20 protein-coding genes and 3 pseudogenes are annotated in these 20,986 nt (G+C 72.3%); 9 read left to right on the forward strand and 14 right to left on the reverse strand.

From position 1 onward, the window contains the following. Positions 1–189: glutamine amidotransferase-related protein (locus G6048_RS30845; protein ID WP_235990538.1), on the reverse strand; the 189-nt coding region annotated here is incomplete at its 3' end. Here G6048_RS30845 and G6048_RS30850 point away from each other — a divergent pair. Further along, the gene (locus G6048_RS30850) at positions 145–1,770 is read left to right on the forward strand and encodes a SpoIIE family protein phosphatase (protein ID WP_408056190.1); all 1,626 of its coding nucleotides are present in this window, start codon (positions 145–147) and stop codon (positions 1,768–1,770) included. The two genes, G6048_RS30845 and G6048_RS30850, sit on opposite strands and share 45 nt — an antisense overlap. Positions 1,771–1,939: 169 nt before the next feature. Here G6048_RS30850 and G6048_RS30855 read toward each other — a convergent pair whose 3' ends face one another. Continuing rightward, complete coding sequence (locus G6048_RS30855) at positions 1,940–3,829, reverse strand: ATP-binding cassette domain-containing protein (RefSeq protein ID WP_165342898.1); 1,890 nt, start codon at positions 3,827–3,829, stop codon at positions 1,940–1,942. 315 nt (positions 3,830–4,144) lie between these two features. On the opposite strand from G6048_RS30855, the gene G6048_RS30860 reads away from it, so the two are divergent. Beyond that, positions 4,145–4,885, forward strand: coding sequence for a class I SAM-dependent DNA methyltransferase (locus G6048_RS30860; RefSeq protein WP_165342899.1), 741 nt, complete (start codon positions 4,145–4,147; stop codon positions 4,883–4,885). Positions 4,886–4,894: 9 nt separating this feature from the next. Here G6048_RS30860 and G6048_RS30865 read toward each other — a convergent pair whose 3' ends face one another. Then, positions 4,895–5,788, reverse strand: a complete 894-nt coding sequence (locus G6048_RS30865; protein WP_165342900.1) for an arginase family protein — start codon at positions 5,786–5,788, stop codon at positions 4,895–4,897. A gap of 217 nt (positions 5,789–6,005) precedes the next feature. Between G6048_RS30865 and G6048_RS30870 the strand changes: the two genes are divergently transcribed. The 5 genes from G6048_RS30870 (at position 6,006) to G6048_RS30890 (ending at position 12,346) form a co-directional block, all read left to right on the forward strand. Beyond that, on the forward strand, positions 6,006–6,788 hold the full coding sequence (locus tag G6048_RS30870) for a hypothetical protein (protein WP_165342901.1): 783 nt from the start codon (positions 6,006–6,008) through the stop codon (positions 6,786–6,788). Beyond that, the gene (locus G6048_RS30875) at positions 6,785–7,357 is read left to right on the forward strand and encodes a SixA phosphatase family protein (protein WP_165342902.1); all 573 of its coding nucleotides are present in this window, start codon (positions 6,785–6,787) and stop codon (positions 7,355–7,357) included. Before G6048_RS30870 ends, G6048_RS30875 begins: the two co-directional genes overlap by 4 nt. A gap of 91 nt (positions 7,358–7,448) precedes the next feature. Continuing rightward, positions 7,449–8,075 carry a YigZ family protein gene (locus tag G6048_RS30880; protein ID WP_165342903.1) on the forward strand — a complete coding sequence of 209 codons (627 nt, stop codon included), beginning with the start codon at positions 7,449–7,451 and terminating at the stop codon, positions 8,073–8,075. Positions 8,076–8,186: 111 nt separating this feature from the next. Continuing rightward, a complete protein-coding gene (locus G6048_RS30885; RefSeq protein WP_165342904.1) occupies positions 8,187–9,350 on the forward strand; it encodes an exonuclease SbcCD subunit D in 1,164 nt (387 codons plus the stop codon). After that, positions 9,347–12,346 (forward strand): AAA family ATPase, encoded by a 3,000-nt coding sequence (locus G6048_RS30890; protein ID WP_165342905.1) that lies wholly within the window; start codon positions 9,347–9,349, stop codon positions 12,344–12,346. The genes G6048_RS30885 and G6048_RS30890 overlap by 4 nt, the downstream gene beginning before the upstream one ends. An 81-nt stretch (positions 12,347–12,427) precedes the next feature. Here G6048_RS30890 and G6048_RS30895 read toward each other — a convergent pair whose 3' ends face one another. Further along, positions 12,428–12,874: an Lrp/AsnC family transcriptional regulator gene (locus tag G6048_RS30895; RefSeq protein WP_165342906.1), complete on the reverse strand. Its 447-nt coding sequence runs from the start codon at positions 12,872–12,874 to the stop codon at positions 12,428–12,430. 120 nt (positions 12,875–12,994) lie between these two features. On the opposite strand from G6048_RS30895, the pseudogene G6048_RS50090 reads away from it, so the two are divergent. Continuing rightward, positions 12,995–13,150, forward strand: a pseudogene (locus tag G6048_RS50090) (rhodanese-like domain-containing protein); the annotation flags it as partial. A 2-nt stretch (positions 13,151–13,152) separates the two neighbouring features. Here G6048_RS50090 and G6048_RS30905 read toward each other — a convergent pair. Further along, positions 13,153–13,727 (reverse strand): annotated as a pseudogene (locus G6048_RS30905) (PEP/pyruvate-binding domain-containing protein); the annotation flags it as partial. 178 nt (positions 13,728–13,905) lie between these two features. Between G6048_RS30905 and G6048_RS30910 the strand changes: the two are divergent. Further along, positions 13,906–14,325, forward strand: a complete 420-nt coding sequence (locus G6048_RS30910) for an Hsp20/alpha crystallin family protein (RefSeq protein ID WP_165342907.1) — start codon at positions 13,906–13,908, stop codon at positions 14,323–14,325. Between the two features lie 312 nt (positions 14,326–14,637). On the opposite strand, the gene G6048_RS30915 is transcribed toward G6048_RS30910, so the two are convergent. The 9 genes and pseudogenes from G6048_RS30915 to G6048_RS30950 form a co-directional block, all read right to left on the reverse strand. Next, on the reverse strand, positions 14,638–14,910 hold the full coding sequence (locus tag G6048_RS30915; RefSeq protein WP_235990534.1) for a hypothetical protein: 273 nt from the start codon (positions 14,908–14,910) through the stop codon (positions 14,638–14,640). After that, positions 14,880–15,254 carry a hypothetical protein gene (locus G6048_RS30920; protein WP_165342908.1) on the reverse strand — a complete coding sequence of 125 codons (375 nt, stop codon included), beginning with the start codon at positions 15,252–15,254 and terminating at the stop codon, positions 14,880–14,882. Before G6048_RS30920 ends, G6048_RS30915 begins: the two co-directional genes overlap by 31 nt. Before the next feature lie 149 nt (positions 15,255–15,403). After that, on the reverse strand, positions 15,404–16,300 hold the full coding sequence (locus G6048_RS30925; RefSeq protein ID WP_165342909.1) for a universal stress protein: 897 nt from the start codon (positions 16,298–16,300) through the stop codon (positions 15,404–15,406). Positions 16,301–16,441: 141 nt separating this feature from the next. After that, positions 16,442–17,053: a V-type ATP synthase subunit D gene (locus tag G6048_RS30930; protein WP_165342910.1), complete on the reverse strand. Its 612-nt coding sequence runs from the start codon at positions 17,051–17,053 to the stop codon at positions 16,442–16,444. Beyond that, positions 17,050–18,087 (reverse strand): V-type ATP synthase subunit B, encoded by a 1,038-nt coding sequence (locus G6048_RS30935; protein WP_328827448.1) that lies wholly within the window; start codon positions 18,085–18,087, stop codon positions 17,050–17,052. Before G6048_RS30935 ends, G6048_RS30930 begins: the two co-directional genes overlap by 4 nt. 211 nt (positions 18,088–18,298) lie before the next feature. Further along, positions 18,299–18,478 (reverse strand): annotated as a pseudogene (locus G6048_RS51100) (hypothetical protein); the annotation flags it as partial. After that, a complete protein-coding gene (locus G6048_RS30940; protein ID WP_328827450.1) occupies positions 18,475–20,238 on the reverse strand; it encodes a V-type ATP synthase subunit A in 1,764 nt (587 codons plus the stop codon). The gene G6048_RS30940 and the pseudogene G6048_RS51100, both read right to left, overlap by 4 nt. Continuing rightward, the gene (locus tag G6048_RS30945) at positions 20,235–20,762 is read right to left on the reverse strand and encodes a hypothetical protein (protein ID WP_165342896.1); all 528 of its coding nucleotides are present in this window, start codon (positions 20,760–20,762) and stop codon (positions 20,235–20,237) included. The genes G6048_RS30940 and G6048_RS30945 overlap by 4 nt, the downstream gene beginning before the upstream one ends. Next, positions 20,759–20,986 carry a hypothetical protein gene (locus tag G6048_RS30950; RefSeq protein ID WP_165342912.1) on the reverse strand — a complete coding sequence of 76 codons (228 nt, stop codon included), beginning with the start codon at positions 20,984–20,986 and terminating at the stop codon, positions 20,759–20,761. Before G6048_RS30950 ends, G6048_RS30945 begins: the two co-directional genes overlap by 4 nt.

Consider the following 20,986-nt stretch of genomic DNA (forward strand, 5'->3'; position numbering starts at 1 on the left):
GGTGTGCATGACCTCCGGGTGGTACTGAACGCCGTACAGCTTCTTCTCGTCGTTCTCGAAGGCGGCGACCGGGACGACGTCCGTGGAGGCGGTGACGGCGAAGCCCTCGGGTGCGGCGCTGCACGCGCCCACCGGGCCCGCCTGCTGGTCGTCGACGACAACGCCGACATGCGCGCCTACCTCACCCAGCTCCTGCAGCCCGACTACGACGTGCTGCTCGCTGCCGACGGCCGGGCCGCCGTGGAGGTGGCCCTGGCGCAGCCGGTGGAACTGGTGCTCAGCGACGTGATGATGCCCCGCATGGACGGCTTCGAGCTGGTCCGGGCACTGCGCGCCGACCCGCGCACCGCCCGCCTGCCCATCGTCCTGCTCACCGCCCGTGCAGGCGAGGAGGAATCCGTGCAGGGTCGGCACGCCGGCGCCGACGACTACCTGGCCAAACCCTTCTCCGCGCGCCAGCTGCTGGCGCGCGTCCGCACCGGGTTGGAACTGTCCCGGCTGCGCGAGCAGGTCCTGACCGAGACCCGCAACCAGCTGGCCATGCTGGCCTCCCTGGCCGAAGCGGGCCTGCGGCTGGCCGACACCCTCGACCCGGACCAGATACTGCAGACCGCCGGCCAGATCCTGCTGCCCGACTTCGCCGACCAGATCAGCATCCACCTCACCGCCGCGGCGCCCGCTCCGGCGCAGTCGTCCCCGGCGTACATCGCCGGCGCTCCCCTCCTTGACCGCGAGGCCCTGACCACCGCCGCCACCCACACGATCGACGGCACCGCCCCAGCCCCAGCCGGCTCGTACCCAGCCCCAGCCGGCTCGTACCCAGTCCCAGCCGACCCGCACCCGGCCCCAGCCGACCCGCACCCGGCGCCCGCCGCCGTGCTGGCCCTGCCGCTGCACGCCCACGACCAGACGCTGGGGGCCCTGGTACTGGTCCGGCACACCGGCGAGTACTCCGCGGTCGAACACAAGTATCTGGAGAACCTCGCCCACCGCCTGGCCCTGGCCTACGACAACGCCACCCGGTACCACAACGAGCGCCGCCTCGCCCTGACCCTGCAGCGCGCCCTGCTGCCCCACCACCTGCCCCAGGTACCCGGTGTGCGCCTGGCCACCCACTACCGGGCCAGCAACCGCGGCGCCGAGGTCGGCGGCGACTGGTACGACGTGCTCGCCCTGCCCGACGGCGCCGTGGGGCTGGCCATCGGCGACGTCATGGGCCACGACGTGGAAGCCGCCACCGTGATGGGCCAACTCCGCTCCGCCCTGCACAGCCTCGCGATGGAGGGCGCCGGCCCCGCCCAGGTGCTGACCAGGCTGGACGCCTACCTGCGGTCGCTCGCCACCGACCGCTTCGCCACCTGCCTGTACGCGGTCTACGACCCCCACCGGCACCGCCTGCGCTACGCCGCCAGCGGGCACCTGCCGCCCCTGCTGGTAGCCGCCGACACCGCCTACCTGGAGCTGCCCCCGGCGCTGCCGCTGGGACTGGGCAGCATCCCGGGCGACCGTGAGGTGGCGTTCCCGCCCGGCACCAGCCTGCTGCTGTACACCGACGGCCTGGTGGAGAACCGGGCGCTGTCCCTGGACGACGGCCTGGCGGCCCTGCGCCAGACCTGCGACGCGCTGCCCGCCGCCGCCCGCACCGACCCCCAGCAGATCACCGAACGGGCCCTGGAGCTGCTGAACACCCCCGACCGGGTCGACGACGACGCCGCCCTGCTCGCCGCCACCGCCGAACCGTCACGTCGGACCATCGCGTCGAACCGGTGACCCGCAGGCTGAGAGAAGTGCCGTACAACCGACCGCTGTTGCTCGTAGTCATTCCCGGTCGGTCCGAGGAAGCCGCGGATTCGCTGATCCACTGCTGACGAACTGTCTTCATCGCTCATGGAATCGCGGAGCCCGGACGTCATGTCGAGGGCACTACATGCCGAGGGCGCTATCGGTCCTGGGAGAGTGCGAGGAGTTCGGCGAAGGTGCCGCCCGCATGGACGAGTTCGTCGTATCCGCCCTGTTCGGTGATGCGGCCCTGGTCCATCACCACGATGTGGTCGGCGACCTTCGTGTTCTCGAGCCGGTGGGTGACGACGATCGTGATGCGGTCGCCGGCGATGGCCTTGATCTCCTCGAAGATCGCGTGCTCGCCGCGGGGATCCATCTGCGAGGTCGGCTCGTCGAGGATCAACAGGGACGGGCGCCGGTACAGAGCCCGTGAGCAGGCCAGCCGCTGCCACTGTCCTCCGGACAGTTCGGCCCCGCCGAACACCTCGCGGGCGAGGAGCGTATCGAGGCCATGGGGCAGATCCTCGACGGCTTCGCGCATGCCGACCGCGTCGAGCGCCTGCCACACCTCTCCGTCGTCGAAGGTCCGCGGCTGGCCCAGCGTCACGTTCTCCCGCACCCGCAGCGGCCACTGGGCGAAGATCTGCGGGACCAGACCGGTGCGGCTCCAGACCGTGGCCTCGGCGATGCGGGCGAGGTCCGAGCCGTTCCAGGTCACGCGGCCCTTGTCCGCGAGGTAGATCCCGGTGATCAGGCGGGTCAGCGTGCTCTTGCCGGAACCGTTCACGCCGACGACGGCGAGGATCTCCCCGCGCCGCAGGGTCAGGGAGACACGGTCGACGGCCGGCTTGTCCTTCCCCGGGTACTGGTACGTGACCTCGTCCAGCCGGATCTCCTCCACGGGCGCGCTCACGGTGAATTCACCGCGGTCCGGCGCCCGCGCCTCGGCGTCGTCGAGGAAGGCCTGCATATCGCTCAGGTACAGGCTGGTGTGGAACACGGCGGCTCCGTTGATGATCACCTGGGACAGCGCCGCCAGCGTCGTCTGGACCGCGACGACAGCCGTCGCGGCGAGGGCGAGCGCGACCCGTCCGGTCACGGCGAGCCAGGCGAGAACCGCCCAGGTGGCGACCAGGAACACCCCGCCGACCACCGATGACACCAAGGCGATCCGCAGCGTCCGGGGAGCGGCGGTCAGCGTGCGCCCGTCGACCCGCTCCGACAGGGACCGGTACCAGTACAGCAGGTAGTCCGTCATCCCGTTGGCGCGGACCTCGTCGGCGTACTTCGGCGTCGTCGACCACCACCGCATCATGCCCCTGACGTTGCGGTCGGCGACGTTGGCGTAATGGATCTCGTAGTCGACCCGGGCGCTCAGCACCGCGCCGACGCCGGCCGGGAGCACGGCGAGCAGGAGCAGGGGCAGCATCAGGGGGTTCAGGACCGACAGGACGCCGCTCGCCGTGACCATCCTGACCAGGGCCGACATGAAGCGCTGGGCGTCGGAGACCATGACGTGGGTACGGATCACTCCCATCTCCGCCGCTTCCTGCCGGTCCGCGAATCCGTCCACGGCATAGGCCGCCGCCTCCACCCGGCAGACCGCTTCGACCAGCGCGGTGTCCGTCACGGTCGTCAGCCTGGGGGTGATGCGACGCTCGGCGTACGTGGACACGGCAGCCGAACCGCGTGTGAGCGCGCTCGCACCCGCCACGACAAGGAGGGCAGGCAGAGCCGCGTGCAGCCGGTCGGCGACGGAACCGCCGCCGAGGACGGGGCGCATGGCCCCGGCCATCGCGGCCAGCAGCACCGCGGCGGCCACGCCGGTGACCAACTGGCAGACCAGCAGGAGGACGACGGCCCGTCGGTCGACGTCCCACGACATCCTGGCGATGCGGCGCAGCACGGAGGGCAGCTGCCCACAGAGCTTGCGGAAGGAGACCTCGCCGAGCGGGTTGATGGAGTACTGGCCTGTGTAGGTGATCTCGGCGGGCGGCGGAGGCGGCGGAGTGACGCCTTGCGTGTCCTGGGTGTCGGCTGAGGTCAACTGGACTCTCCTGCCAGGTCGTTGTGAACGGATCGGCGCGGGCGAACGCCCATGGAGTCAACGACGCGGGAGGTGTATCGAACACACGTGTTTGAGACGGTGTCGATTCCGTACGGGAGCACGGAAAGCGTCAGGTGCGGGGTGCATCCACCCTTGGGGCATGCGGTCGGCCCTGAGCGGGAAAATGGCCGAAACGCCGAGGCCGATACGTATGGGTCAGACGGGGTTTTCGCCGAGCACCGAGCGGCGCGCGACCCTGCCCCAGGGCTGAAAAATCGCGGGCGTCGGACGGGCCGCGAGCGATACCTTCCCCAAATGCATGATGAGGACGGCTACTTCGGGGAGAAAGTGGCGGCCGGCTACGACGAGTCGGCGGCCGAGATGTTCCGCCCGGAGGCGGTGGATCCGGCGGTCGACCTGCTGGCCGGGCTCGCCGGCGACGGCCGGGCGCTCGAACTCGGCGTCGGCACCGGCCGGCTCGCACTGCCGCTGGCCCGGCGCGGAATCTCGGTCCATGGCATCGACATGTCGCGGGCCATGGTGGACCGGCTGCGCGCCAAGCCCGGCGGCGACACCGTCGGGGTGACGATCGGCGACTTCGCCACCACACGCGTGGAGGGCACGTTCGCGGTCGCCTACCTCGTCTTCAACACCATCAACAATCTGACGACGCAGGACGCCCAGGTGGCCTGCTTCGAGAACGCCGCCGCCCATCTGCGGCCCGGCGGCTGCTTCGTCATCGAGGTCGGGGTGCCGGAGCTGCGCCGGCTGCCGCCAGGCCAGAGCGCCGTGCCGTTCCACATCAGCCGCACCCAGTGGGCGTTCGACATCTACGACATCGCCACCCAGGCGATGAGCTCGAACTACGTCACGATCGTCGACGGGCACGCCGAGCATGCGTACTACCCGTTCCGGTACGTGTGGCCGTCGGAGCTGGATCTGATGGCCCGGCTCGCCGGGCTGCGGCTGCGCGACCGCTGGGAGGACTGGGACCGGGCGCCGTTCACCAGCGAGAGCCGCAAGCATGTCTCGGTCTGGGAGAAGGCCGCCGGCTGACGGCAGGTTTCACTGATCGGTGCGGCGCGCCGACAGCCCACGGCAGAGGCACTCGGTGAGTCGGGCGGCGATGCTGCCGTCGGGGTCGAGACGGGGGTTGAAGATCGTGACGTCGAGGCCGACGGCTCGTTCGCCGGCCAGCGCGGTCCGCAGCACGCTCTCGAGTTCCGGCCAGGTCAGTCCGCCGGGGATGCGGTAGTCGACCGCGGGCATCACGGCGTCGTCCAGTACGTCGACGTCGAGATGGACCCAGTACCCGCCGCTCCCGCCCCCGCTGAGCCGTTCAACCGCCTGACGCGCGGCGGTGTCAGCCCCGACAGCCCGTACCGCGTCGAGGTCCAGCGCGTGCAGTCCCGGCGGCAGCGGCTGCATCCCGGCCGCGGTGGACTCCTCGGTGTCGCGGAAGCCGAGGGCGACGACGTCCTCGTCCCTCAGCAGCGGACCACGGCCTTCCAGGTCGGTCAGCAGGCTGGGCCCGCGTCCAGTGACCAGGGCGAGTTCCATCGAGGCCACCTCGCCCGTCGGCTCCGCGGAGGGCTGGTAGAAGTCGGTGTGGCCGTCGAGGAACAGCAGGCCGTAACGCCCCCGGCGGCGCAGGGCGAGGAGATTGCCGAGCAGGATGCCGCAGTCGCCGCCGAGGACCACGGGGAAGCCGCCCTGGTCCAGTACGCGGCCCACGGCGTCGGCCAGCTCGACGGAGTACCGCGCGATGCCGACCGGGTTGAGCATCCCGGTGCCGGGGTCCAGCTTCGGGTCGTACGCCGCCGACTCGACCCACCCGCCCTCCGCGGCCCCGAGGCGGTCGAGCAGCCCGGCCTCGCGCAGTGCCTCCGGCAGATCCTGCACCCCGGATGGCCGCAGCCCGAGCACAGAGGGTGCCTCGATGACCGTCAACTCCCGCACGCCCGAACCCCTTCGTCCGCCGAGATGCCGGTGGGCGCCGGCTGTTCGAGCCCCGCCGCCACAGCACCATGGTGCCGCATATCGGACACACTCTCCTGAGCTGCCGCCGACCCGGTGCGGCACGGATCGACCGCGTGCGGCCGCCTCCGCCACCGCCCGGCTTCCGAATGACGCGCGTCCCCCTGCGCCCGGCCGCCCACGGGCCTACGCTCACCCCGTGCTCCGTATCACCGACGCCCGAACCGGCAAGCCCGCCGACGCCGCCCCCGCCCGCAGGGGCCTGACCCGCGTCGAGGCCCATGTACCGCGCGCCGACACCACCGGCCTGCGGGTACTCCTGGTCGCCGACGTCCTCGTACGCGCCCTGGAACTCAACGGGACGCCCGTATGGACGGTGCTGACCGCCCCGGAAGGGCACGCGGAACTCCGGGAACGTGCCTCGGTCCTCGGCATCCGGCCGTTCGAGGACCACCGGGCCGGCGAACCGGCGCTGGGCGAGGCACAGGTGCTCCGTGTTGTCGCGGCTCCGGAAGGACCGGGCGACGGCGAGGACGACGAGACGCCGGACGGCGTACGCGTCGAGGTCGCCCCCGTGCACGACGAGATCCCGGCCGACGACGACAGCGGCCCGGTGCATGAGGGGAGCGTGGAGAGCGACCCCTCGGCCCTGCGCCTCGCCCTGCTCGCGCGGCCCCGCAGCGAACCCCTCCGGCTCGGCCCGGCCGCGCTGGCCGACGCCGAGAAGGTCCTCAGCCACTGGCGGGGAGCCGTCGCCACCTGGGCCACGCATCCGTCCGGTCCCATCCCCGATCCCGTACGCCAGCAGCTGCGCGCCGCCTGGGAGGACGACCTGGACGTGCCCGCCGTACTCGACGTACTGCGCCGAGTGGCGACGTCCCAGACCGTTCCCGACGGTGCCCGCTTCGAGACGTACGCCTACGCCGACCGTCTCCTCGGCCTCGAACTCACCCGTGACATCGGCCGCGGGACCCCGTCATGAACGGGCCCGCCGGAGCGCCCCCGAGACGCCGCCTGGTCGTCCTGCGGCACGCCAAGTCGGCCTGGCCGGACGGTGTCGCCGACCACAAACGGCCGCTCGCGCCGCGTGGCCGCCGTGACGCCCCGGCCGTCGGCCGCGCCCTCGTCGCCGCCGACCTGCGGCCCGACCTCGCGCTGTGCTCCACCGCCGTACGCGCCCGCCAGACCTGGGAACTCGCCGCGGCCGAATGGGCCACACCTCCTCCCGTACGCCACGATCGGGGGCTGTACGGGGCCGACGTACCCGAGTTGCTGGCAACGGTGCACGAAGTGCCTGACGAGGTCAGGACGTTGCTGCTGATCGGGCACAACCCCGGGCTCGAGGAACTGGTGCTCACCCTGGCCGGGGACAGCCTCGACGACGCGCTGGACGAGGTCCGCACGAAGTTCCCGACGTCGGCGATCGCGGTCCTCACCTGGTACGGCGACACCTGGCGCTCCCTCGGCCCCGGCATGGCCCTGCTCACCGACATGATCGTTCCGAGAGGCAAGAAGAAGCCTGACAAGGAAATGCGGGACAAGAAGGGCTGACGTTCGCAGCGGGCGGCTCGACACGACGCACGCGCGCGTACGGAACGTTTTCGAGTGCGGCCCCTTCACGTGCGGCGCATACGCTGGCCCGATGCAGGACGAGTACCGCACGGTGGCCCGCGCAGGCGTGCACGAGACCGAAGTCAACCGCTCCCGCTTCCTGTGCGCGCTCGCCCCGGCGGCCACCGAACAGGAGGCCCAGGAGTTCATCGCGGCCGTCCGCAAGGAGCACGCGGACGCCACGCACAACTGCTACGCGTACGTCATCGGCGCCGACGCCTCCGTACAGAAGGCGAGCGACGACGGCGAACCGGGCGGCACGGCCGGCGTCCCGATGCTCCAGATGCTGCTGCGCCGCGACCTGCGGTACGTCGTCGCTGTCGTCACCCGCTACTACGGCGGCGTCAAGCTCGGCGCGGGCGGCCTCATCCGGGCGTACGGGGGAGCGGTGGGCGAGGCCCTCGACACCCTCGGCACGATCACACGTAGACGCTTCCGTCTCGCCACCGTCACCGTCGACCACCAGCGGGCCGGCAAGGTGCAGAACGACCTGCGGTCGACGGGGCGTGAGATACGCGACGTCCGCTACGGAGAGGCCGTCACCCTGGAGATCGCCCTCCCGGACGCGGACGTGGTGGCGTTCCGGGCGTGGCTGGCCGATGCCACGGCGGGGGCGGCGGGGTTCGAGCTGGGGGGAGAGGCGTACGGGGACGCCTGATACGTACGCCTGATACGGAACGCCTATGGGGACGGCACCGTGGTCTTCAGAAGGGGCCGATACGGCAGTAGCCGCCCGTGATGTCCGACCCGGCCGTTAGTCTCGGGGATCATGAGGCTGCTGCACACTTCCGACTGGCATCTCGGCCGGGCGTTCCACCGGGTCAACATGCTCGGCGCCCAGGCCGAGTTCATAGGCCACCTGGTCACGACCGTGCGCGAGCGCGGGGTGGACGCGGTGGTCGTGTCGGGGGATGTGTACGACCGGGCGGTCCCGCCGCTGGCCGCGGTCGAGCTCTTCGACGACGCCCTGCACCGGCTGGCCGACCTCGGCGTGCCGACGGTGATGATCTCCGGGAACCATGACTCGGCGCGCCGACTGGGCGTGGGGGCCGGCCTGATCGACCGCGCGGGCATCCATCTGCGGACCGAGCCCGCGGCGTGCGGTACGCCCGTGGTGCTGGCCGACGACCACGGCGAGGTGGCGTTCTACGGGCTGCCGTATCTCGAACCCGCCCTGGTGAAGGACGAGTTCGGGGTGGAGAAGCCCGGTCATGAGGCGGTGCTCGCGGCAGCGATGGAGCGCGTTCGCGCGGACCTCGCCACACGCGCGCGGGGCACCCGTTCCGTCGTCCTCGCGCATGCCTTCGTCACCGGGGGCGAGGCCAGCGACAGCGAGCGGGACATCACGGTGGGCGGGGTCGCCGCCGTACCGGCCGGGGTCTTCGACGGGGTCGACTACGTGGCGCTCGGCCATCTGCACGGCAGCCAGACCATCACCGAGCGCGTGCGCTACTCGGGCTCTCCGTTGCCGTACTCCTTCTCGGAGGCCGAGCACCGCAAGAGCATGTGGCTCGTCGACCTGGGGGCGGATGGTTCGCTCGCCGCCGAGCGGATCGACTGTCCCGTACCGCGCGCTCTCGCCCGTATCCGGGGGGAGTTGGAGGATCTGCTGGCCGACCCGGAGCTGGCGCGCCACGAGGAGGCGTGGGTCGAGGCGACCCTCACCGACCCGGTGCGACCCGCCGATCCCATGGCACGGCTCAGCGAGCGCTTCCCGCACACGCTCAGTCTTGTCTTCGATCCCGAGCGGGCCCCGGACGACCCGGACGTCTCGTACGCCCGACGGCTTGCGGGGCGCAGCGACCAGGAGATCGCGGAGGACTTCGTGGCCCATGTGCGCGGAGCGGGGCCCGACGCGCGCGAACGGTCCGTGCTCCGGGACGCGTTCGACGCCGTACGCGCGGATGAGACCGTCCGCGAGGTGGCCCGATGAGGCTGCACCGGCTGCACATCACCGCGTTCGGGCCCTTCGGCGGGGCCCAGTCGGTCGACTTCGACGAGTTGTCGGCCGCCGGGCTCTTCCTGCTGCACGGCCCGACCGGCGCGGGCAAGACCTCGGTGCTGGACGCGGTCTGCTACGCCCTGTACGGGGCGGTGCCGGGCGCCCGGCAGAGCGGCCAGGGCATGACCTTGCGCAGCGACCACGCCGCGCCCGGCTCCCGTACCGAGGTCCGGCTCGAACTCACCGTCGCCGGGCGGCGGTTGGAGATCACCCGGCAGCCGCCCTGGGAGCGTCCCAAGAAGGGCAACCGGCCGGGCACGACCGTCGACAAGGCCCAGAGCTGGCTGCGCGAGTACGACGTGTCGGCGGGCTCCTGGAAGGATCTCAGCCGCTCCCACCAGGAGATCGGCGAGGAGATCACCCAGCTGCTCGGCATGAGCCGCGAGCAGTTCTGCCAGGTCGTACTGCTGCCCCAGGGCGACTTCGCACGCTTCCTGCGGGCCGACGCCGAGGCCCGCGGCAGGCTTCTCGGCCGCCTCTTCGACACCCGCCGTTTCGCGGCCGTCGAACAGCGCCTGGCCGAGCTGCGGCGCGCTGCGGAGGCCCAAGTGCGCGAAGGCGACGCGGAGCTGCTCGCTGACGCGCACCGTATGCAGCAGGCCGCCGGTGACATCGTGGAGCTGCCGCTGCCCGATGCGGCACCCGGAGACCCGGGGCTTGCCGAGTCCGTACTGTCCTGGGCCGCGATCGCCCGCAGCACGGCACGCGAACGCTTCACCGTGGCGCACTGCGCGCAGAAAGCCGCCGAGTCGGCGCAGTCGGAGGCGGATCGCGTTCTCGATGACGTACGCGAAGTGGCGCGGTTGCAGCGGCGGTTCGCCGAGGCGCGGGAGCGGGCCGCGCGCCTGGAGGAGCACTCCGGGGCGCACCAGGAGGCCCGTGCGCGGATGGAGCGGGCCCGCAAGGCCGAGGCCGTGGCGCCCGCGCTGTCCCTGCGCGACGCCGCGGAGGCCGAGCACCGGCGGGCGGCGGCCGACGAGACACGCGCGCGTGCGCTGCTCCCGGAGACCTTCGCCGACGCCGGCGCCACTGGCCTCGCGGCTGCCGCGCGCAAGGCCGCCGAGGAGCTGGGCGGCCTGGAGTCGGCGCGCCGAGCCGAGCACCGACTGGCCGAACTCGCCACCGAGCGCGAGACGTTGGACCGCCAGGACCGCGCCGACGACGACGTACTCCAGGACGCGGAAAGCTGGCTCGCCTCCTGGGAGACGAACCGCGCCGGGCTCCAGTCCCGCATCGAATCCGCGCAGGAGGCCGCCACCCGCGCCGAGCAGTTCGCCGTCCAGCGCGAGCCCGCCCGGGCGCGGCTCGAGGCGGCACGGCTGCGCGACCAGCTCGCCGGCGACACGGACGACGCCCAGGCGCGCGTGCTCGCCGCGCGGGAGCGCGCCGCGGACGCCCGCGCCCACTGGCTGGACCTCAAGGAACAGCGCCTGAAGGGCATCGCCGCGGAACTCGCCGCCGCCCTCGTGGACGGCGAACCCTGCGCCGTCTGCGGCGGCACCGAACACCCGGCGCCCGCCCGGAAGATCGCCGGGCACGTGGACCAGCAGGGGGAGGAGTCCGCGCTGGTCGCCTATCAGGAGGCCGACGAGCAGCGCGCCGAGGCCGAGCGGCGACTCGGCCTCGTACGCGAGGCGCTGGCAGCGGCGACCGCCGAGGCGGGCGACGCCCCCACCGCGCAACTCGCCGAGCAGGCCGAGGAGTTGGCGCGGCAACACGCCGAAGCGCGCGGCGCCGCCTCCGGTCTGCACACGGCGGGTGAGTCCCTGCGACAAGCTGAGCGCGAGCACGAACGCCGGCTCGCCGCCCACCAGGAAGCCGCGCTGCGCGCCGCCTCACGCGCCGCGCGCCGGGAGAGCCTCGACCGCGAAGGGGCTGGGCTGGCGGAGGAGTTGGCGCAGGCCCGCGGCGGCGCGGGCAGCGTCTCCGCGCGGGCCGCGCAACTGGAGCGGCAGGCCGCGCAGCTCACCGAGGCCGCGGACGCCGCGCGCCTCGCGGCGGACACCGCGCAGCGGCTCAAGGACGCCGACGCGCGACTCGCCGACGCGGCCTTCCGCGCCGGGTTCGACACGCCGCAGGCCGCGGCAGCCGCACTCCTCGACGACGCGGCCCACCGCGACCTCCAACGGCGGCTCGACGCCTGGCAACAGGAGGAGGCGGCCGTACGGGCCGTACTCGCCGAAGCCGACACCGCTGAGGCCGCCCAGCAGCCGCCCGCCGACCTGGCCGTGGCGGAACAGGCGGCCACCGACGCCGCCCGCCGGGCCCGCGAGGCCGCATCCGCGCGCGACGCCGCCGCCCGGCGCTGCACGGAACTCGACCGGCTCACCCACCGGGCGACCGCGTCCGTGCGTCGACTCGGCCCGCTGCGCGCGGAGTACGACCGCGTGGCCCGCCTCGCCACCCTCGCCGCGGGGACCTCCGCGGACAACGAACGCAAGATGCGCCTGGAGTCCTACGTTCTGGCCGCGCGCTTGGAACAGGTCGCCGCCGCCGCGACCGCACGCCTGCAGCGCATGTCCTCCGGCCGGTACACCCTCGTCCACTCCGACGATCGTGCCGGACGTGGCCGCAGCGGCCTAGGACTGCACGTCGTCGACGCCTGGACAGGCCGCGAACGCGACACGGCGACACTCTCCGGCGGCGAGACCTTCTTCGCCTCCCTCGCCCTGGCGCTGGGGCTCGCGGACGTCGTCACCGACGAGGCGGGCGGTGTACGCCTCGACACGCTCTTCATCGACGAGGGCTTCGGCAGCCTCGACGACCAGACGCTCGACGAGGTGCTCGACGTCCTCGATTCGTTGAGGGAACGGGACCGCAGTGTTGGCATCGTCAGTCACGTACCGGATCTGCGGCGCCGTATCCATGCCCAACTGGAGGTGGTGAAGGGTCGGTCGGGGTCGGTCGTACGGCAGCGGGGGCGGTGACGTGCAGTGACTCCTCGGTGACCCCTTCGGGCGGCGCGGTGGCCGGGATGCCATGGCCCGCTGGGTGGCACGGCAGCGTGATCAGTGACCGATGGGGCGTCGGGGCAGCGGTGACGAGTAGACGACGCTCGTGGTCACCGAGCCGAGCGTGGCGAGCTTGCCCGACACCTCCTCCAGGTGGCTCATGGAGCGCACCGCGACCTTGATGACGAAGCAGTCGTCGCCCGTCACGTGGTGGGCCTCCAGGATCTCGGGCGTCCCGGCGACGAGATCGTGGAACGGCTTGTAGTTCGCGGTCGGGTACCGCAGCCGCACAAAGGCGAGGATCGGCAGCCCCAGCCTCTCCGGGTCCACGACCGCCGCGTACCCCTGGATGACGCCCGCCTCCTCCAGCCGGCGCACCCGTTCGGTGACCGCGCTCGCGGACATGGAGACGGCACGGGCCAACTCGGCGAAGCTGGCCCGGCCCTCGCGCTGGAGGACTTCGAGGATGTGCCAGTCGGTGGCGTCCGGGGAATACGCGGTCATGGTCGAGGAATAGCAGAGGAATCCCCGGCTGACCATGGGAGAGACCGTCGATCGCCTCTTCAGAAGGGCGAATCACCGGCCGTAGATTCTTGAGCACGAACCTCGACGGAAGGCCACACCGTGACCAAGACCAAGACCGCGACTGCGGCCAAGAGCGCGAGCAGCAACGCCACAACTACCACCGCCGTGAACCCTGTTCTGCGCGTGCCCCCGGCGTCCCCCGCCGCGGCCGCCGCCCACTTCGGCGCGAGCCTCGCCTTCCACGCGGACGTGTCGTAGTCCCCCGTTTCCTCATGGACGAGCTGCTTGTACGCCTCGACGAGTTCGGCGAGGTCGGCGGCGTCCAGGTGCAGATCGTCCGGGGCGCCCCGCAGCTCCTTGAGCCGGGTCATCATCCGGTCGAACAGTGCCCCGTCGACGCCCATGACCGTGCTGCCGTACATCTGGATGAGGCGCCGGTAGGAGTCCCAGGCGAAGCGTTCGTTCCCGGAGACCTTGGCCAGGCCCATGACGGAGTCGTCGTTGAGGCCGATGTCCAGGACCGTCTCCATCATGCCGGGCATGGAGAAACGGGCCCCGGAACGCACGGACACCAGCAGCGGGTCGTCCGGCTGTCCGAGGCGCCGTCCGGCGTCGGACTCGATGGCCGACAGGTGCCGGGAGACCTCCTGGGACATTCCCTCCGGTTCGGCGCCGGTGGCCAGGAAGGCCCGGCACGCCTCGGTGGAGACGATGAACCCGGCGCGACGGGCAGTCCCAGCCGGGTCATCTCGGCGAGGTTCGCGCCCTTGCCGCCGAGCAGGCCGGCCAGGTCACGGCCGCCCTCCGTGAAGTCGTACACGTAACGGACCATGACACTGCTCCTCGGCTCCCAGCTCCGTACGGCGGCTGCGTGGGCTTCCGTCCCTTCCAGCCTCCTACGGCCGTCCTGGTGAGGGCAGGTGCCGCCCGACCCTCCCGATGGGGCCGGTCGGCCCAAGCGCGCACAGTGCCCGGTGGAAGACGCTGGTATGGGAGAAGAGGTGAACGAAATGACCAGCACGATCGAGCGGCTCCCCGGCCGGTCCATGCTGTCCGCCCCGACCGACTGGGCGGAGGCAGGCTTCCCCGTGATGGACACCGTTCCCGAAACGCACGGCATCCACGTGGAAGAGCGCCTGACCGACGGGACGTATGTGCTGCTGGCCGAGCTTCCGGGAGCCGACGCCGAGGACATCGAGATCACCATCACGGGAGGCATCCTGACCCTGCGCGCCCAGCGCAGCGTGGTGACCGCCGAGAAGCAGTTCGTATACGGCCACTACACTCCGCTGCCGACCGGGGCGAAGGGCGACGAGGCCACGGCGAACTACCAGCATGGTGTCCTGACCATCACCATGCCGGTGCTGGAGACGGGGCTTGGCACCGGAGCCACCCCGGTGCGGGAGCCTCTGCGCGTGACTGTGCCCTGAGTCGCACATGAATGTGCCGTGACTCGCACAACGAGTTCGCAGCGGATCCGCTCTTTCGGTGGACCCTCGTGTTTCCAGGAGATGCCGGCCCCCGGCGGGAACGGCGGTTGGGGCAGTTGCGCCCCCCGAGCGGCTCATGCCCGGCATGCGGTCTTGCGCCCGCCCGCGACGGCCCGCTGGCCAGTCACGGGCGGGCCTGACCGTTGGGCCGAACGTCCCCGGCAGGGACCGAACAGCCCCTCGCGACCGGCTGTTCCGGGGGTTCGGTCTCCAGCTCGGCCGGGTGAAATGATCTTGACGCTCTGAAGTGGGTCACCGTACGGCCTGTGGCCGGGCCCGGGGGCCAGAGAGTTCTCGGGTCTGGAGGGTGGCGAAGTCGGCGTGGGCCTGTTCGACGGCTTCGGGGTACGCCTCGCGCTTGGCCTGCTCGGCGAGCGCCCGGTAGACGCTGGGGACGGAGAGGTTGCGTCCCTTGCGCTTGCCAGTGGGGATGATCAGGTCGGGCTGGCTCTGCTCGACGGACTCGCCGCCCGAGCGGCACGAACTGACTGGTCCTACTGCTCGCGCTGCGAACGGGGCCGCCATACCTGGTCTTGGATCGTCAGCCACTTCTCATGATGAACCCCAGGAGTGACTTCGATGGCTGTGAAGGGTGCGCTCGGAGCAAGCAAGATCGTATACGCGCCGTCATCTCCGGCCCTGACCTCTTGAACCTGAGCGCTGCCGATGACGGCCTGACGGCCGTCATCCGTCACGAACGAAACGATGCCACGCCAGGCCTGCGCCGTTCCGGACAACCTGTTTGGCTGCGCGAACAACTGCACAGCTACCGCAGGCGCCTCCAGCCTCTCACCACTGTCGAGTTCGGCCTGCGTCTTCTCCCGCAGTTTCCGCGCCTTCGTCTTGAAGCCAAACATCTGCGCCGCCATCCCAGGTTCGTCTGACTGAGCTCATTAACGAGTACGCCGACAGTCTGGCGAGGACAGTACCTACTGACCGGGCCCCGTCACACCCCGGCCCAGGATTGGAAACACGCAAGCGCTGCGGCGCCGGGACCGATGGAGACGTCACCGACGGGTCATGCCCTGTCAGCCCCTCGGGTGCCACCACGGACTACCACGACGGGGCAGTGCGCGTGGTGCAGCAGGGCCTGGCTGACCGAGCCGAGCATCAGTCCCGTGAAGCCACCGCGGCCGCGGGCACCGGCCACGACCAGCTGCGTCTCGCGGCTGGCCTCGATCAGGGCCGGGCGGACCCGGGAGCGGACCAAGCGCCGCCGCACGGTGACCCGGGGATGGCGTTCCTGCCACGGAGACAGCGTGTCGTCCAGCACCCGCTGCTCCTCCTCGCGGAGCCGCTCGACGTCCACCACCACGTTCAGAGGATCACCAGGACCCTCGTAGGCCCGCTCGCTCCAGGTGTTCCACACGTGCAGCGCCACCAGGTCCACGCCGCGCAGCGACGCCTCGGCGAAGGCGAACTCGACGGCTTCCTCGCCCGCCGGTGAGCCATCGACCGCCAGCAGTACGGGACCGCTCGGGTCCGGCCGGCCGCGCACCACCAGCACCGGGCAGCGGCCGTGCGCGGCCAGGTGTACGGCGGTGGAACCGAGCAGGATGCTGCCGAACGCGCCCAGTCCGCGGCTGCCGACCACGACGAGCGAGGCGGTACGCGACTCGATCTCCAGCACCATCAGCGGCTCACCGACGGTGACCTCTCGCGTCGTCTCCACGTGTGGCGAGACCCTGCGGGCCCGCTGCTCGGCCTCGACCAGTGTGCCGTCCACCAGCTCGCGCATCCCCGCCGCGGCCGGATTCCACGGGGGTCCGCCGGGCGGTACGTGCATCGACGGCCACCCGAAGGCGTGCACGAGCCGTAGGTCCACGCTGCGCAGGTCGGCCTCGTGTGCCGCGACCTCCACCGCGTGCAGGCTCGACGGCGAGCCGTCCACTCCCACGACGACCGGATTCGCCACGACAGACCCTCCTTCTCACCTGGCGGCCGGTCCTGACTCCGGCGCGGGTCGGCCGGCGCTGGTATCGCCGCGCTCCTTCCAGCCTTCACCAGCGTGCGGCACCCCGCATCGTGCGGTGCAAGAGACGAACCAACAGGTCGGCTACTGCCGAGCAGCCCAGCGCCGCCGGACGCTGTCCTCGTGCTCGGCCTGCTCCAAGGCCAGGCCACTCCGGTCCAGGGCCTCCCGCAGGCGGGGGATCCAGTGGCGCCGCAGGGCACGGACCCGGTGCCGGGTGCTGCTGACCTCCGCTCCTACCAGCGCGGCGGCGGCGTGGGCGGCCGCGTACTCGGCTGCGGCGCGCACGGCACGGCCGTAGGCCGCCTCGGCGTGCACGAGGGCCGTGTTGGTGGGAGCGGCGGCGGTGGGCGGACGGGAGGGTACGGATGTGGAGACCGCCGCCGGATGGCGTACTCCCATGGAGGTGGTCCAGTTCAACGTGACCTCGGCGGGGCCGATGCCTGCTGCGGCCGAGTCGAGGGCCTGTTCCCCGCCCAGGAGCAGTCCGCGCAACAGCCAGCTCTCGGCATCGGACAGGAGATCCCGCCAGGCCCGCCCGGCTGCCTCCTCCGCGCGCAGCAGCCGTTGATGCTCGGAGCGGAGGATGCGCAGCTTCTGTTCCAGCAGGTCGGCGCCGCGCTCGGCGACGTCGAGGCTGTGCCGTAGGCGCAGGCGTCCCGCACGACCGGGCGGCGCAGAGTGGGCGCCGGTCATCGGGGCGCCTCCGTGCCCAGGGCGTCCTTCGCCCCGTGGGCGTCGAGGAGGGAGACGGGGAGCATGGAGAGCTGGCTGCGGGGCAGGGTGAGCAGCGCCCGCCAGCCGCGTTCCAGCGAGGCGTCGAGGCCGCGAGATTCGTCGCTGCGCTGGTCGGCGAAGTCCCTCAGGAACGCCTCCTCGAAGTCCAGGTAGCGGCGGTCGGTGGGGCTCAGCGCCGCCTGGCCGACCAGGTCCGAGAGATCGCGAATCTGGCGGGCCCGGGCCAGGGCGGCCAGCAGTTGCGCCGCGACGTCGAGGTGGTCGTCGCGGGTACGGCCGGGGCCGGCGCCCTTGCGCATCAGCCGGGAGAGGGAGGACAGGGCGTCCAGCGGCGGATACACGCCCCTGGCGTGTACTGAGGGCGAGAGCACGATCTGGCCCTCGGTGATGTACCCGGTCAGGTCCGGCACGGGGTGGGTGATGTCGCCCGCGGGCATGGTGAGCACCGGCAGTACGGTGACCGAGCCGGGGCGTCCTCGGATGCGTCCGCAGCGTTCGTACAGGGAGGCCAGGTCGCTGTAGAGGTAGCCGGGGTAGGCGCGGCGGGCGGGGATCTCCCCGCGGGCGGCGGAGACCTCGCGCAGTGCTTCGGCGTACGTGGTCATGTCGGTCATCACCACGAGGACATGCCGTCCTTCGGTGAAGGCGAGGTGCTCGGCGACGGTGAGCGCGATCCGCGGGGTGAGGATTCGCTCGATCACCGGGTCGTCGGCGGTGTTCAGCAGCAGGACCAGTTCCCCGGCCGCCGACCGTTCCTCCAGGGCGTCGCGCACGAAGGAGGCGTCGGCGTGGGTCAGTCCCATGCCCGCGAAGACGACGCTGAACGCCTCACCCGCGGCGGTGGCCTGGGCGGCGATCTGGGCGGCCAGTTCCAGGTGCGGCAGCCCGGCGACAGAGAACACCGGTAGCTTCTGCCCCCGTACCAGCGTGGTCAGGGCGTCGACGGCCCCGACACCGGTGAGCACCGGCTCGGACGGGGGCTCGCGCCGCACCGGGTTGATGGGAGCGCCCCCCCACCTCGGCGGCGTGGGAGCCGAATACGGGCGGGCCGCCGTCGAGGGGCTCGCCCCGGCCGTTGCAGACCCGGCCGAGCCAGTCCGTGCCGACCGGGACGCGCAGCGGGCTACCCGAGAACGCCGCGCGGACGCCCTCCGGATCCATGCCCGCGGTGCCCTCCAGCACCTGGACGACCGCCAGGTCCCGGTCGGCGTCCAGGACCACGCCGTGGCGCCGTTCGCCCGACGCGAGGGTGATGCGCACGTACTCGTCCCAGCCGATCCCCGAGACACCTTCGACGATCGCGAGTGGTCCCCGCAGTTCGCGCACCGCCGTGTACTCGATCCCACCGGACAGGCTCATGGATCCGGGTCCGGACGGGTTCATGGCCGCACCGCCCCCAGACCGGCGAGCATGGTGTCCCTTCGCGCCGCCACCCCGGCGGCGTCGTGCGGGCCGGTGTCCTCGCGGGCGCGCAGCAGCGGACCGAAGTCGACCTCCTCGAGCGAGGCCGCCGGGACACCGGAGTCCACCAGCTCGCGGCAGCGATCGGCGACCGCCAGGACTGCGTCGGCCAGCGCGGCCGTCTTCTCCGCGCCGCAAAACGCGTCCCGCTCCGACAGCGCGCTCTGCTGCAGCACGCCCTCCCGGATCAGCCTCCCCGCGAGCACGCTGATCCGCTCCCGCGCGGGCAGGGCGGCGATCCCGATCAGATCCACGAGATCGGCCAGCCGGTCGGCCTCCGCCAGCACCGCTCCCACCCGGTCGCGGCGCCGGTTCCACGCCGGATCTCCGGCCGCCCGGCGCCCGGCGGCCAGGACCGGGACGTCCCGGGAGAAGGACCCGGCCCAGGAGACCGCCGGGTAGTGGCGGGCGTAGGCGAGGTCGCGGTCGAGGGTCCACAGGCAGCGGACGAAGCGTTCGGTGTGCGCGGTCACCGGTTCGGTCATGTCCCCGCCCGGCGGGGACACCGCGCCGATCACGGTCACCGAGCCCCGGTCGCCGCCGAGAGTGGTCACGGCGGCGGCCCGCTCGTAGAAGGCCGCGATGGCGGAGGCCAGTCCGGCCGGGTAACCCTCCTCGGCGGGCAGCGCGCCGGTACGGGAGGCGAACTCGCGCAGCGCCTCGGCCCACCGGGAGGTCGAGTCGGCGATGACGACCACGTCCAGGCCCATGTCCCGGAAGTACTCGGCGACAGTCACCCCCGTGTACACGCTCGCCTCACGGGCCATCATCGGCATGTTGGAGGTGTTGGCGATCGTCACGGTGCGGTCCGCGAGGCGTCCACCTGTGCGCGGGTCCTGGAGTTCCGCCAGTTCGGTGATGACGTCGGCCATCTCGTTGCCGCGCTCCCCGCAGCCGACGTAGACGATGACCTCCGCGTCGCACCACTTGGCGATCTGCTGCAGCAGCACCGTCTTGCCGGTGCCGAAGCCGCCGGGCACCGCCACCGTGCTGCCCCGGGCCACGGGGAAGAGCAGGTCGATCACCCGTTGGCCGGTGTTCAGGGCCTCGTGGCTGTCGACGCGCTCCCGCACCGGGCGCGGCAGGCGCACCGGCCACAGGGCGCCGACCGTCACCTCGGTGCCGCCCACCACGGCAACCACCGCGTCGCGCGCATGGTCTCCGGCGACGGCGATCTCCTCGACCGCGCCCCCGCAGCCGGGCGGCACGAGGACGTTCACCGGCACCGGCCCCGCGTCCTGGATCTCCCCGAGCGCCTGTCCCTCGGCCACCTGCTCGCCCTGCGCCACCAAGGGGGAGAAGGACCAGGTGCGTTCCTCGGCCGCGGCCCGATGCGCGCCGGGCAGCAGCCAGTCGCCGGCCCCGGACAGGGGGCGCAGCAGGCCGTCGAAGATCCCGCCGAGGAGTTCCGGACCGAGCCGCACCGACAGCGGACGGCCCTGGGGCAGCGCCGTCTGCCCCGGAGCGAGGCCGCCGGTGTACTCGTACGCCTGGACGGTGACCACGCCACCGCTGATGGCCACGACCTCGCCGGGCAGCCCGGCGGGGCCTATCGAGACCAGGTCGTACATCGCGATGCCGCTCGTGTACTCCATCTCGACCAGCGGTCCGGTGACGCGCAGGATCGGGGAGGCCGACTGCCGGTCAGTCGGCCGTCGACGCGTCTCAGCGGCTTCCGTCACGGCTCCCACAGGCTCCGCACCTCCGCTCCCATACAGTCCAGCGCGCGGTCGGCCAGCGCGGTCAGCGAGAGGTCGACCCGCCTCCCCGGCACCCGGGCCACCACGCCCCCGTCGGCGTGCTCGCTCACCTCGGCGCCGGCACCGAGGAGGACACGGGCCCGGTGCTCCAGCCGCTCCCGCAGGGACGCGAAGCCATCGGTCCCGCGCAACTCCCGTACGCGTTCGGCGGCCTCGAGGCGCACCTCGTCGTACGACTTCCGGCGGGCGGCGAGGGCGCGGGACCTGGCCTCACTCCGGGCCCTGACGAGGAGGTCACGGGCGGCATCCGCGCCGTCGGACTCGCCTTGCCGCCGGGCCTCGTCGAGGATCGCCCGGGCCTCGGCGCGGGCCTGGTCGAGCAGGGCTGCGGCTTCCCGCTCGGTGCGGGCCAGGAGCGCTTCCGCGTCGGCGTGAGCGGCCCGCAGCAGCTCTTCCCGGACGGGCCGCAGTGCGTCCGTCGTCTGGTCGGGGGCCGGGGTCGTCATGGCGGCATCACGGCGGTCAGTGGGCGGCGGCCCCCAGGGGCGGTGGAATCCGACCCGAGCGCCTCGGCCGCGGCGGGGGTGAGAATCACCAGGTCGATGCCGTCCGGCAGACTGCGCCACATCCGGCGTACGTCGTCGGGGCCGTCGGCGACGAGGACAACCGCTCCGGCCAGGGCCAGACCGGCCACACGGGCCCGTTCTCCGATGGCGGCGACGGTGCCCAT

The sequence above is a fragment of the Streptomyces ureilyticus genome, from assembly GCF_011045025.1.
GTDB classification, from domain to species: domain Bacteria; phylum Actinomycetota; class Actinomycetes; order Streptomycetales; family Streptomycetaceae; genus Streptomyces; species Streptomyces ureilyticus.